This window comes from Bacillota bacterium (assembly GCA_040754675.1).
GTDB lineage: Bacteria > Bacillota > Limnochordia > Limnochordales > Geochordaceae > Geochorda.
The window spans coordinates 1-12,561 of the sequence record JBFMCJ010000068.1 but is presented as its reverse complement, the minus strand read 5'-3'; the positions used below and the strand labels follow the sequence as shown (position 1 = coordinate 12,561).

Below are 12,561 nucleotides of genomic sequence, written 5' to 3'. Positions count from 1 at the left end.
GGAACCTCGCCCACCACCGGGCCTCGAAGCGCGGCGGATCCATCTGGAGCAAGAGCTCGTTGAGCAGGCCCATCCCGCCGAAGATGGGGAACCCCGCTCCCGCCTGCTGCCGGGTGCGCGACATCCCAATCGCATCAAACTCGTCCAGGAAAACGATGCAAGAGCCATAGTCCATCGCGAGGCGGCGGGCCTTGCGGTACATGTTCATGATCTTTAAGTTGGACACGCCGAAAAACATGTTTTGGATGCTGGCAGCCGATAGGTAACCGAACGGAAGCCCCGCCTCGGTGGCGATGGCCTGCGCCAGGTAGGACTTGCCGGTACCCGGGGGGCCCACCAGCAGCATGCCGCGGGAGACCTCACCACCCATCTCCTTGAAGCCCTTGACGCCCTTGAGCAGCGTCACCACGCGCCGGGCCTGCTCCAGCACCTCGGGATTGCCGCGGTAGTCGTCGAACGTGACGCCGGTCTCGCCGGGGCGGATCCAGTAGATCTGAGCCCGCCCCAGAAACCAGAAGATGGCAATGAACTGGACAAGGGCGAAGGTGATGGTGAGGAAGATGGTCAGCGTCCACCGGCCGACGGTGAGCGTCCATGCCAGCGTGCCGCCCGGGTTGACGTAGTAAAACCGGGTGTAGACCGCGATGGCAGCCAGCAGCCAGACGAGCATTCGCCAGCGCAGCCACAGCCTGCGCCACCGGGGCCCCGTTCCCGGTTCGCGCACGTGGCGGCGGCCTCGCCTGGCGGCAACGGCCGGGCCTGGTGCGGGCATGGAGCCGTCCGGCGGCGGCATCGGAAAGGTTTTCTGCCTCCTGTCAGTCTTTGTACGGCAATTATACCGGCCCGGCTGCCGTTATGTCTTGTGAACCGGGTCCGCCGCCTGCCATTTCCGACGCCAGCTCCGCCAGCGCAGAGTGATCCCAGTCGCCCCGGCCCCTGGCCTCGAGAGTGGCCAGCAGTTCGTTGACCAGGGCAGCGGACAGGAGCGGCACGCCCAATGCCCGGCCGGTGGACAGGGCAATGCCCAGGTCCTTGTGGTGCAACCGCACCTTGAACCCTGGCTTGAAGTTGCGCTCCAGCATCCTCTGCCCGTGCAGGTCCAGGATACGGCTCTGGGCAAACCCTCCCAAAAGCGCCCGGCGCACCTTCGCCGGGTCCACCCCGGCCCGGGCCGCCAGGGTGAGGGCCTCGCTCACGGCCTGGATGGTAACAGCTACCACGATCTGGTTGCACGCCTTCGTCACCTGGCCGGCCCCGGATGCGCCCATGTAGACGATGTTTTTCCCGAGCGCCTCGAAGATGGGGCGGCACGCCTCGAAGACCTCCTCGTCGCCGCCCACCATGATGGAAAGCGTCGCCTCGATGGCCCCCTTCTCCCCGCCGCTCACCGGCGCGTCCAGCATGGCGATCCCCTGCTCGGCCAGCGCGGCCGCGATCTCCCGGGTCACGATGGGCGAGATGGTGCTCATGTCGATGAGCACGCCGCCCGCCCGCAGGCCCTCCCGGACCCCGGACGGCCCCAGCACCACCTGGCGAACGTCCGGCGAGTCAGGGAGCATCGTGATGACCACCTGGGCGCCGCGGGCGGCCTCTGCCGGCGAGCCCGCGGGGGTGGCGCCCATGGCCGCCAGTTCCTCGACGGGTGGGCGGCTTCGGTTGTGGACCTGCAGGCGGAAGCCCGCCTTCAGCAGGTTCTTTGCCATGGGCCGGCCCATGATTCCGAGCCCGATAAAGGCGATGGTGGTGTTGCCCGCCTCGGCTCTGCTGAACGCAGCGGTATGCACCGTTCCAACCTCCTCCAATCCCGGTTGCAGCGGCCGGTCAGCGCGGGTGTGGCAGGCCCAGCCGCGCCAGACCAGCGGCGGCTGCTGCTCTCAGCGATTCCTCCGTGGAGTCCTGCGGCACGTATTCGAGGCTGACGAAGCCGGTGTAGCCCGCCTGGTCAAGCTTCTCCAGCACGAACGGGTAGCGGATCTCGCCGCTGCCCGGCTCGTGCCGGCCGGGAACGTCGGCAACCTGAACGTGCCCGATGCGGGAAAGGTTGGTGAGCAGCGTCTGCGTCAGGTTGCCCTCCATGATCTGCATGTGGTAGGCGTCGTACTGGAGCTGCACGTTGGCGCGCCCGACCTGGTCAAGCAGCGCCAGCGCCTGTCGGGTGGTGGTGAGGTAGAAGCCGGGAACGTCGAGTTCGTTGAGCGCCTCGACCAGCAGCACCAGGCCGTGGGCCGCCAGCCGGTCGGCGGCGTGGCGCAGGTTCTCCACCAGGCAGGCGTGCTGCTCGGCCTCGGGCAGGTCCGGCCGGCGCCGCCCCGCCAGGCAGTTGAGCCGGCGCACGCCCAGGCGGCAGGCGATCTCGAGGGCGCGTTCCACACCGTCGCGAAACTCCGCCCGCCGGCCGGGGTCGGCGGCAATGCCGCGTTCGCCCGAAGCCCAGTCGCCCGCCGGCAGATTGAACAGCACCTGCTCGAGCCCCAGGCGTGCAAGCTCGCCCGCAATGCCCTCGACGTCCTGCCCGTAGGGGAACAGGAACTCCACGTACCGGAAGCCCGCTCTGGCCGCCCGTTCGAAGCGCTCCATGAACGGCACTTCGGTGAACAGCATGGTGAGGTTGGCCACCCAGCGAATCACACGGACGCCTCCTCCAGGGCCTGCGGTTTTCCGGTGCGGCACCCTTCTGCGCCGGGCGGGCCGCCCCCTCCTGGGGCCGGACGGGGTGCGCAGGAACGAGAACGATAGCTGCGAACCTTCCCACAGGCGGCCGGACGGCCGGGACAGGGCACGAAAGCGTGGGGTGCTGAACCACATGGCAACAGCCGCTAATCGCCGCACCTTCCCCATCGCCCGGGACGTCGTGGGAATCGACCTGCTCTTCCAGGGCCGGCCCAACCTCATCGCGAGCTTCGTGCTGATCGGGCCCGGCGGGCGGTTCGTGATCATCGAGCCGGGCCCGGAGAGCACACTCGACGGCCTGAAGGCGGGGCTTGCGGAGGCAGGGCTCAGCCTGCAGCGGCTCGAGGGCGTGCTCGTGACCCACATCCACCTGGATCACGCCGGTGCGGCCGGCCAGCTTTCCCGCGAGGCAGCCTGCCCGGTCTGGGTGCACGAAACGGGCCTGCCGCACCTGGCAGACCCTTCTCGCCTCTGGGCGAGCGCGTCGCGCACGTTCGGGGCCGACCTGATGGAGCAGCTCTGGAAAGGGATCACCCCGGTTCCAAAGGAGCTGCTGCGCGGCATCGGCGAGCATGCTGCCCTGGAGTTTTTCGGGCACACCGTCGAGGCCCTCTACACCCCGGGGCACGCTGCCCACCACGTGGCCTACCTGCTGGATGGCGAGCTGCTCTTCGCGGGGGACGCGGCCGGCGTCGCGCCGCCTGGCCGCTCTTACGTGCGGGTGCCTGCGATGCCGCCCGAACTGGACGTCGAGCAGTGGGACGAGACCACGCGCCGCCTGCGATCCCTTGGCTTGCGCAAGCTGGTGTTCACCCACTTCGGCCCGGCGAGCGGCCCGCCGGAGGGATACCTCGAGTCAGTGAGCCGCCAGCTCGAGGCGTGGTCCGAGGCGGTGCTCGCCGGGTTGAAGGCGGGAGCCTCCGACGAGGAGCTGGCGCGCCGCCTCCAGGCCCTGGAGGTCTCGGCGGCGGCGGCCCACGGCGTCGACGCGCGTGAACTCGAGGCCTACGAACTCATCACGCCGATCCGGCTCATCGTCAAGGGGTACCAGCGCTACTGGCAGAAGGTGCACCCCGAGCGCCTTGACCTCACGCCGGCGTGATCCGGCTGGCCGGCCTCTTTTTGCCCTTCTTGCGCTTCGAAGCCTTCCGGGCGGCCCGCCGCATGGCCTCTCGCCTCTGCTCGGCCAGTTGGGGGTCGTCTATCTCCCGGGTGAACGTGATGGCGTCGTCGATCCAGCGCCGCATGCTCTGCAGGTAATCGAGGAGCTGGCCCCGCTCCTCGGGGGTCATGTGGCGCAGCGCCCCGCCCACGAGGGCCGCCAGCACCCGCCGGACACGGTCAAGGGAACGGATCAGCCGTTCGAACCTGCCGGGCCGCCCTGCCTTCGCTTGACCCGACGCCGCTGCCTCGCCGTCCAACGCCCCAGCGCCGGGATCCTCTTCGGCGGCTGCGGCCTGTTGGTTTGCACCGTCGGTCATCGCCCGCACCATGCGCACGGCCCTCATGATGCTGATGTTGCCGCCCTCGCGCACCAGTTGCGCCACCTGGCGCGTCTCCGCCTTGCTCAGCCGGTGCTCCAGAACGGCATCCAGCAGCACCGAAGCGATCTGAGGGCTGCCCAGGCGCGCCGCCAGCGCCTTCGCCTCCGAGACGTGGGAGAGCGTGAGGGGTGAATCGCCGCCCTGGAAGTTGTCGACCAGCGCCGCCTGGTAGCGGGGGTCGAGATCCAGGACGTCGAGCCAATCCGTGAGCGTGGTGCGGGGGATGCCCAGGCGTGCACCGGCTGCGGCCTTGGACAACTTCTCCTGAGCCATGAAGGCCTGAATGGCCAGCGCCCGCTCGACGGGGTTGAGGTCCTCCCGTTGCAGGTTCTCGATGAGCTGAATCTGTGTCACATTCCCCCGCAGCTCACGGACCACCAGCGCCGGTACCGTCTGTTCCCCCGCCTGGATGGCGGCCCGAAGCCGCCGCTCGCCGGAGATCAGCCGGTAGTGGCCGTCCTGCTCCGGCGTGACCAGGACCGGGTGAAGCATGCCCACCTCCTTCAGGGACTGGGCCAGGTTGGCGATGGACTCCTCCCTGAACGTCTGGCGAACCTGTTGGGCATCGCACCGGATGCGATCGACCGGGACGTTGAGGTATTCCGCCATAGGTACCTTCCTCCGAGCCTTGTTCATCCTGTGCCCGCGAGCCGTCCCCACAGGGCGCGCAGCCCCCGCGCAAGACCCGGGCGCGCGACCCGGCTTGCCGGCGCGGCGCCGGCCGGGACGATCTCGGTGACGGGCTCCCCCCGTGCCATGGCCAGCGGCCACCGCTCGCAGAGGTCGAGGGCGCGGCCCGGACCGACGAGCTTCACGAGCCTCCGGAAGGCCTCCCGCATGGACAGCGGGCTCCGGTGAACGGGGTCATGAGCGTCCGTGGCCACCGCCTGCACCGCCCCTCGGGCCACGAACTCCTCCGCCGCCCGCCGGGCCGCAGCGCCGAACCCGCCCAGCAGGCTCAGCGCGGTCACCTGGGCCACCGCCCCCTGGTTGACGAAGGCCAGCAGGCGTTCCGCCTGTTCGGCCAGCTGCTGGTTGCGCTCGGGGTGGGCGATGACCGGGATGAAGCCGGCCAGGCTCACCTCGAAGATCAGCCGGTCGAAGTAAGGGGGCAGGCGGCCAAGGGGAAGATCCAGGAGCAGGTAGCGCACCTGCGTCCCCTGCCCGAGGGGGCGCACGGCGCCGGCGCGCTCAAGCCACCGGGCCAGGTCGGGAACGGGATACACCTCGGCGCCCGGCAGCACCTCGAGGCGCAAACCGGCCGAGGCCACGCGGCTGCGGAGCTCCTCGACGAGTTCGGCGATGATGGCCGCGCTCGGCTGCCCCGGGTTGCCGAGGTGGATGTGCGGTGTGGCGACCACCACCCGGATGCCTGCCTCCTGGGCGGCCCTCGCCATGGCCAGCGACTCGGCCCAGCTCTTCGGGCCGTCGTCCAGCCCCGGCAGCAGATGGTGGTGGATGTCCACGAATCCCGGGGCGTCCATGCCCGTCATTACCGACTGCGGCCCCCCTTCGGTGCGGGAGCGGCCTCGTCGCCGGTGTGGGGGCCGGCACCGTTGGGAAGAAGGGTGTCGCCAGCGGGTGGGGCGCCGTCCCGTGAGTAGTAGTAATAGTAGTAGTGGTAATGCCCCACCTCGCCCGGCCTGACCCGGTTGAGCACCACGCCGACAATCCGGGCTCCCACCTGCTCGAGCTGGCGCCGCGCTGCGGCCACCACCTCACGCGGCGTCTGGTTGGCCGTCACCACCAGCAGTACCCCGTCGGTTTTTGCCGCCAGAAGCGACGCATCGCTCAGCGCCACCACCGGAGGGGTATCCACGAGCACCAGGTCCCAGCGACGCGTCAACTCCTCCAGAAGCGCCCCCATCTGGGATGACCCCAACAACTCCGCCGGGTTGGGGGGAAGCGGCCCGGAAGGCAGTACGTCCACCTGGTAGCGCTCGATGTGATGCACGGCTTCCTCCAGGGGCAGCCGGCCCAGGAGCACGCTGGTGAGGCCAGCGTGGTGGCTCAGCCCGAACGCTCGATGTAGAGAGGGACGCCGCAAGTCCGCTCCGACCGCGATGACCCGCGTCCCGCCCTGGCCGACGGCCACGGCCAGGTTGGCCGTGATGGTGCTCTTGCCTTCGTCCGGGCCAGCGGCGGTCACCACGATGGAACGCAACTTCGACCCCACGGCGGCGTACTGCAGATTGGTGCGCAGATTGCGGAAGGCTTCGGCCGCCAGGGAACGGCGGTCGCCCATCACCAGCACGGTCGGTCCCTCTGCCCCGGCCTCCCCATAGCGGCTCCGCAGAGGCCATCTCATGGCCGGCCCCCCTCCCCCCGGCGAGCGTCGCCCGGCTCCGGCAAAAACTCCGGAATGCGGCCCAGAACCGGAGCGCCCGCAAGATGCTCGATCTCCTCCTCGCTCTTCACGCTGGTATCGATAAACTCCAGCACGAATGTCGCACCTACGCCGACAAACATACCGAGGAACAGCGCGACCGCCAGATTGAGCAGAGGCCGGGGCGCGACGGGCGACGTGGGCCGAACCGCCGGGTCGATGATGCGAACGTCGGCCGTGACCGAGGCCTCCTGCAGCCGCAGTTCCTCGTAGCGGGTGCGGAGCATCACGTAAATCTCCTCGTTGACCCGCTGCTCCCGGGAAAGGCGTGCCAACTCCAGCTCCCGGGCCGGCAGTGCCAGCAGGGCAGCCTCCTCCGCCGACACGAGCCGGGTGATGGCCTCCTGGCGCGCCTGCTGGGCCAGCTGGTCCACCTCGAGCCCGATGAGTTCCTGAACCAGGCCCTGGTAGATGGGGTTCAATGACTCCGTCTGCGCGGAGACCACCCGCTCGACTTCCTGGCTCATGAGGCGGCGCAGCTCAGCCGCTTCGGCCTCCAGGGCCACCATCTGAGGGTGGTTGGCCGACAGCGTCTGGCGGGCCGCCGAGATGCGCGCCTCCACGTCGCTGAGCCGCAGCTTGTAGCTTTGGACGAGCGGGTTCGATGCGATCGTCGTCGAGGTGACGAGGGTCGGAAGCTGCTTGTCGAGCTGCGAGCGCACCTGTGCGATGCGGGTGCCCGTCTCCTGCATGGCGATGAGCGAACCGGCCCGCATCTTCTCCAGGTCGGCCAGCTTGCCGACGGCGGCCCGCGCCTGCTCGGAGGGCTCCACGAGGCGGTGCGCTTCCTTGTAGCTCAACAGGGCGTTTTCCGCGGAACGCAGCTTCTCTTGCACCTGCTGCAGCTGGCTCTCGATGAAGGCCAGCGCCGAGCGGGCCTCCAGGCGGTTCATCTCCCGGCTGAACGCCGCGAAGCTCTCCACGATCGCGTTGGCCACCTGCTCCGCTTCGCCGGGGTCCGGCAGCCGAACACTGATGCGCACCGTGTCCGTGTTGGGCACCGGCTGGACGGTCACCGCCGAACGCAGCCGTTCCACCCGCTCCGGGGTGACCCCGCCGGGGCCTTCGAGCCGGAGGACAACGCGTTCGATGACCGTGCGGCTCTTGAGCAGTTCCACGTAGTTTTGCAGCGAAGACTTGGATCCCAGCAGGAGGGCCGCGGCCGCGTTCTCCTGCACGGCCATGCTGGAGCTACCGGGCCGGATCAGGACCGTGGTGGTGGCCTCGTACAGCGGCGTTGCGGCACGGGTGAGCAGCACGGCGGCCAGCGCGGACATGGCCGTCACCCCGGCGATGAGCCACCGCCGGCGCCAGAGGAGGGCCAGGTAACGGCGAAGGTCAATCTCGTCCTCGACGGCTTCACGGGCCACCGCCATGCCTCCCACCCCCGCTCACCCTTAGAGACCCTGGACAATCTCCTGGAAGAGCCGGATGCCCTGCAGAACACCCAGGATCTGGCTCCAGTCCGGCCAGCGCGTCTCCGGCACGTACACCACGTCACCGGGCTGGATGACGGGGTTCTCGGACGCCCTTCCCTGGAACAGGGTGGCGCCCCGCCCTGCCGCTGCCTGCTCCGCGCGCCCGTCGACGCGGAGAATGCCCACCGAGTCGAGAACGGCACGGCGGGTCGGCCCGCCTGCCAGCGCCAGGACATCGAGCAGCCGGACGGGCCCCGATGACGGCAGGACGTACAGGCCCGGCCGCTGAACCTGGCCGAGCACCAGAACGTGGCGCCGGCCTTCGGGCACGTAAATGACGTCCCCATTCTCGACGCGCATGTTGAGCGACGCATCCGCCCCGCTCACGAGGCGCGGATAGTCGAGGCGGAAGACGGCGCTGGTGGCGGCGTCGGCCTCGCCGGCGCGGCGCGTCAGCACCACTGTGGTCACGCCGGCGTCGGGGCGCACGCCCCCGGCCAGCGCGAGCATGTCCAGCACCCGCCCGCCTTGGGGAACCGTATAAGCTCCCGGCCTGCCCACCTCGCCGAGCACCAGCACCTGGCGGCTTGGAGGCACATACAGAACGTCGCCGGGCTTGAGCGCCACGTTTTCGGGCGACCCCGGGCTTTTGACAAGAGCGTGCAGGTCGAGATGGAGCGTCTTGCCATCGGGCCGGGTGAGAACGGCGGTCGATGCGTCCGCGTCAGGCCGGGGGCCGCCTGCCTGCGCGACCAGGTCGAGCACCCTCAAGCCCTCCCGGTAGCGGAAGGCGCCCGGCGAGGCGACGGCGCCCAGCGCCAGCACCCGCCGATCCGTGCGCGCCACCACCACGACGTCGCCGGGAAGCACGGGCGGGTTCACCGACGGATCTCCCGTTGCCCGGAGCATGGCCTCATAGCTCAGGGGCCGCCCGGCCTCGCTTCCGCCGGCGCCTGCCGGCGTGTCGGCGGGCGAGCCGCCCCTCTCCGGACGCACGAGCGTGATGGCTTCCCCGTCGGCCTCTTCAGTAAGGCCTCCCGCCGCCGCCAGAGCGTCCAGCACCCGGGCGCCCGGGCGCAGCGGGTAGGAGCCGGGCTGCCGGACAGCGCCCAGCACAACGACCTGCCGCTCCGCCCGAGGGATGAGCACAATGTCGCCCGGCTGCACTGCCACCGCGGCTGCTGTCATGGCGGACGCAGCATCTACGGAAGGCGCCCACCCCCCGGCCAGGGACGACAGGTCGACCTCGATCCGCCGGGCGGGCTCGGCCGGAGCGGTGGTCTCCTCGGTCGAGACACGCGTGACGGAAGCCCGGGCGAGATCGGCAAGTTCGGTCGGCCCGCCGGCTTCCGCCAGGGCCTCCGCCACCGTCATTCCCGTCCGGTACCGGACGACCCCGGGCTGGCGGACCTCTCCGAGCACCATGAGGGTGCGCTCGGCCCGCGGTACCACCAGCATGTCGCCGGGCATGAGTACCGGGCCCTGATCCGCTTTAACTGACCGGGGCTCCACCACCGGCCGGAGATCTACCGGAATAACCCGCTGGCTGCCGTCAGCCTCCGTGCGGGTCAGAGCAGCCCTGGCCAGATCCGCCTCCTGTGTCACGCCCCCGACCGCGGCCAGCGCCTGGGCAAGCGTCATGCCCGTCCGGTACGGCACCACGCCCGGGCGCTGTACCTGCCCGAGTACCGCCACCTCGCGCTCTGCACGGGGGATCAGGAGAACGTCGCCAGGCCGCACTTCAACGGAGGCCGCCGCCGGCAGCACCTGAGGGGCACCCCCCGCAAAGGCGGCCCCGATCAGGGCCGACAGGTCGAGAGGGATGGCTTCGGTCCGGCCCGCCTCACTGCTACCCGCTGTGGGCAGCCGCCGGGTCAACGTGGCCGCCTCGGCGGCCGCTCGATCCGTCAGGCCGCCGGCCGCCCCCACCAAGTCGACCACCCGCATGCCGGGCCGCACCAGGTAGGCGCCGGGCTGGCGAACTTCCCCGAGGGCCAGGGCGGGCTCGGCGCGGGGAACGAACAGCACGTCGCCGTCCTCGAGCCGCAGCTCAGTCACCGAAGCGGCCCCCTCGAGCACCGCCTTCAGGTCGAGGGGAAGGCTCCGGGGAGCCTGGCCCGGAGGCTGGCGGGTCAGCACAGCCCGCTGCACATCGGCGTCGTCCAGCAGGCCCCCCGCAGCGCCCAGCAAGTCGGTGATGGGTGCAGCGGGACGCAGCGGGTAGGTGCCCGGCTGGCGCACCGCGCCCAGTGCCTGCGCCCGGATGGTGCGAAACTGCTGGACGATCACGGTGACCTGCGGGGATCGGACAAAGGTCTCAAGCCGCGAGGCGATGACCTGGCTGACCTCGGCGGGAGTTCTACCGGATGCCTCGACGTCGCCGGCAAGCGGGAACGTGACGTAGCCGTCCGGCCTGACCTCGACCGTGGCGCGGAGTTCCTCATGCCCCCAGACGCTGATCTGCAACAGGTCTCCCGGGCCGAGGCGGTAGGGAGCCTCGGCGGCCACCGCCGAAAAAGCGGCCGCCAGCATCAGGAGGACGGCCGCAAGGACGGCATATGCTCTTGGAGAGGTTCTGAGAAAACGCTCCATAAGCGGCTCCCAGGCCTGGGTGGTATGTCGTCTTGACTTTTCCTAAATTTGACCGGTTAAGCGCAAATTCCTTACTTTCCTGCCGGCTTCAATAGGAACGCGTCGATGCCGCGAAAGGAAGCCGCTAGGGACAAAAGAAAGCCCCCCGCCACCAGCGGCAGGGGACTTCCCGCCGAACCCTTCACCCGCCGGCCACAGCCCCGTGGGCTGCCTGGCTACTGTACCAGGGCGTTGATCACCGGCGCTTCACGCCAACCGGGGGCAGGCCCGATGGATGCCACGAGCACCGTTCCAGGCTGGAGCGTCCTCGCCGCACCGTGGACCAGCAGCCCCGTCGGCCCCGCGGTCGGGCCGCTGAGACCCGCGCCCACCCGGCTGATCTGGCCTGAGGCCTGTTCATCGAGGCCCAGCGTGGCACCAAGCGGGATCCCGTCGATGGCCCAGACCTGGCCCGAGGCGCTCAACCGCCCGGGCCGGCCCAGACTGGGCGGCTGGACCTCTTCGACCGTCGCGATGCCCACTGCGCCTCGGGGAAGCACGAGAGCGCCTTCCAGCACCAGCGGATCCATCACCACGAAGGGCACCTTCTGCCCCAAGCTGCTTGCGTTTTCCCGCTCGTTGCTGATGGTGCCGAGGAGCTTGATCCGCACGCTGCCGGCACCGGCGGTCACCTTGACCACCTTCGTGGAGAGACGGGCCTGCCCGGTGCCGCCCCAGACCTCTCGGGCGAGACGGTCCACCCGCTCCACCAGGCCGCCCGGCTGCTCCTTGCCGTACAGCAGCGTCTCAACCCACCCGACTCGCTCCCGCAAAGACCGGAGCGGCGGCTCGGCGCCGGAGAGGGAAGGGATGTCGAGCGTACCCTTCTGGTTGACCAGCTCCCACTCGTACAGGCTCTGGTTGATGGTCCACTCGATGGCCATGATCCGGCTGAAGACGGACCGGTTGGGATCGCCCAGGGTGACCAGCTGCCGCAGTTGATTCACCCGATCGACCAGGCTCGGGCTCACTTTCCTCTGCCAGTCGGATCCGTAAAGCAACTGCGTGGCCGCGTCGATCTGGTCCCGCAGCCCTGCGCCTTCGGGCGGGGGCGAACCCGTTACGGTCTGGTAAATCTTGTTGACCTTCTGGTTGAGCGGAACGTCTTCGAGACCCTGAGCCATAGCCGCCACCGGCGAGGCCGCCGCCACCAGGAGTGCCGCCAGGGCCGCCACGACCGGGCTTCTGTTTCGGGGCATCGCCACGCCTCCTTACCGGGAAGTGCGCCTTTTAGAACCGCAAGGTGAGCCGGGCGGTGGCGTCGGCTGTCCGCGCCTGGGCACTTTCGCCGAAGTCGATCAGCCGGTAACCCAGCATGACCGCCGCGTACGGGCTGAGCTGATAGCTCACCGCTGCGTTGGCCTCCAGCCGGTTCGCCTGAGCCGCTTCGGAACTTGCCGGGTCGGCGCCCCACCGCACGCCCATCTGGAGCTGGGCACCCGCCTTTCCCCAGTCGAGGCTGACGCGGGTGCGCGCCCGATCCGGCCGGCGCCCCTCCGCCAGGTCATCCACGGAGATCAATTCGTAATCGGCTCGAACCGTTGTGCCCGGGAGCCACCCCACCTGCACGCCGACCGACGTGATGAGCTCGGGCGGCACGGCCTCACCTTCCGCGGTCCCCGACGGCTGGCGCCTCCCGGCGCCCGCCCGTAACTGCACGTCGCCAAGCTTGACGGAAGCGTCCACGCCCACCTCTGCGCCGGGAGCTATCGACCCCAGCGCCGGCTGGAAGTCCGGATGAATCCTGTCTACCCGGGCGCCGAGCTTGACATCCCCAAAGTCGAGCGTGGCACCCAAACGCATGGCGGAGACGATGAGCGGCATCGCCCAGAGGTTCTGGGCGTACTCGCCGGTGAACGAAAGCCACGGAACGGGGGTATAGCGCCCGACGACGGAGGTGACCGTCGAACCC

The 12,561-nt window shown here is 69.7% G+C and carries 11 protein-coding genes; 1 reads left to right on the top strand and 10 read right to left on the bottom strand.

Features of this window, described 5'->3' with window-relative positions:
• From AB1609_06115 to hyi, 3 genes are all read right to left on the bottom strand, one after another.
• Positions 1–670 (bottom strand): AAA family ATPase (locus tag AB1609_06115; GenBank protein MEW6046043.1); only part of this gene is annotated, 670 nt, incomplete at its 3' end.
• Positions 671–833: 163 nt separating this feature from the next.
• Positions 834–1,784, bottom strand: a complete 951-nt coding sequence (locus AB1609_06110) for a 2-hydroxy-3-oxopropionate reductase (protein ID MEW6046042.1) — start codon at positions 1,782–1,784, stop codon at positions 834–836.
• A 37-nt stretch (positions 1,785–1,821) separates the two neighbouring features.
• Positions 1,822–2,628, bottom strand: a complete 807-nt coding sequence (gene hyi / locus AB1609_06105) for a hydroxypyruvate isomerase (GenBank protein MEW6046041.1) — start codon at positions 2,626–2,628, stop codon at positions 1,822–1,824.
• A 175-nt stretch (positions 2,629–2,803) separates the two neighbouring features.
• On the opposite strand from hyi, the gene AB1609_06100 reads away from it, so the two are divergent.
• Complete coding sequence (locus tag AB1609_06100; GenBank protein ID MEW6046040.1) at positions 2,804–3,772, top strand: MBL fold metallo-hydrolase; 969 nt, start codon at positions 2,804–2,806, stop codon at positions 3,770–3,772.
• Here AB1609_06100 and AB1609_06095 read toward each other — a convergent pair.
• From AB1609_06095 to AB1609_06065, 7 genes are all read right to left on the bottom strand, one after another.
• Positions 3,759–4,823 (bottom strand): ParB/RepB/Spo0J family partition protein, encoded by a 1,065-nt coding sequence (locus AB1609_06095; protein ID MEW6046039.1) that lies wholly within the window; start codon positions 4,821–4,823, stop codon positions 3,759–3,761. The genes AB1609_06100 and AB1609_06095 overlap by 14 nt on opposite strands.
• Positions 4,824–4,846: 23 nt before the next feature.
• On the bottom strand, positions 4,847–5,707 hold the full coding sequence (locus AB1609_06090; GenBank protein ID MEW6046038.1) for a CpsB/CapC family capsule biosynthesis tyrosine phosphatase: 861 nt from the start codon (positions 5,705–5,707) through the stop codon (positions 4,847–4,849).
• Positions 5,707–6,522, bottom strand: a complete 816-nt coding sequence (locus AB1609_06085; GenBank protein ID MEW6046037.1) for a CpsD/CapB family tyrosine-protein kinase — start codon at positions 6,520–6,522, stop codon at positions 5,707–5,709. The genes AB1609_06090 and AB1609_06085 overlap by 1 nt, the downstream gene beginning before the upstream one ends.
• Positions 6,519–7,970 carry a GumC family protein gene (locus tag AB1609_06080; protein MEW6046036.1) on the bottom strand — a complete coding sequence of 484 codons (1,452 nt, stop codon included), beginning with the start codon at positions 7,968–7,970 and terminating at the stop codon, positions 6,519–6,521. The genes AB1609_06085 and AB1609_06080 overlap by 4 nt, the downstream gene beginning before the upstream one ends.
• 27 nt (positions 7,971–7,997) lie before the next feature.
• Entirely contained in the window at positions 7,998–10,610 is a 2,613-nt protein-coding gene (locus AB1609_06075) for an SLBB domain-containing protein (protein ID MEW6046035.1), read from the bottom strand.
• 215 nt (positions 10,611–10,825) lie between these two features.
• On the bottom strand, positions 10,826–11,848 hold the full coding sequence (locus AB1609_06070) for a hypothetical protein (protein MEW6046034.1): 1,023 nt from the start codon (positions 11,846–11,848) through the stop codon (positions 10,826–10,828).
• A 31-nt stretch (positions 11,849–11,879) separates the two neighbouring features.
• The coding region (locus AB1609_06065) for a hypothetical protein (GenBank protein ID MEW6046033.1) at positions 11,880–12,561 on the bottom strand (682 nt) is incomplete at its 5' end.

Coding starts and splice junctions, on each gene's coding strand:
- AB1609_06100 (MEW6046040.1), top strand. CDS start 2,804: ATGGCAACAGCCGCTAATCGCCGCACCTTCCCCATCGCCCGGGACGTC.
- AB1609_06095 (MEW6046039.1), bottom strand. CDS start 4,823: ATGGCGGAATACCTCAACGTCCCGGTCGATCGCATCCGGTGCGATGCC.
- AB1609_06090 (MEW6046038.1), bottom strand. CDS start 5,707: ATGACGGGCATGGACGCCCCGGGATTCGTGGACATCCACCACCATCTG.
- AB1609_06085 (MEW6046037.1), bottom strand. CDS start 6,522: ATGAGATGGCCTCTGCGGAGCCGCTATGGGGAGGCCGGGGCAGAGGGA.
- AB1609_06075 (MEW6046035.1), bottom strand. CDS start 10,610: ATGGAGCGTTTTCTCAGAACCTCTCCAAGAGCATATGCCGTCCTTGCG.
- AB1609_06070 (MEW6046034.1), bottom strand. CDS start 11,848: ATGCCCCGAAACAGAAGCCCGGTCGTGGCGGCCCTGGCGGCACTCCTG.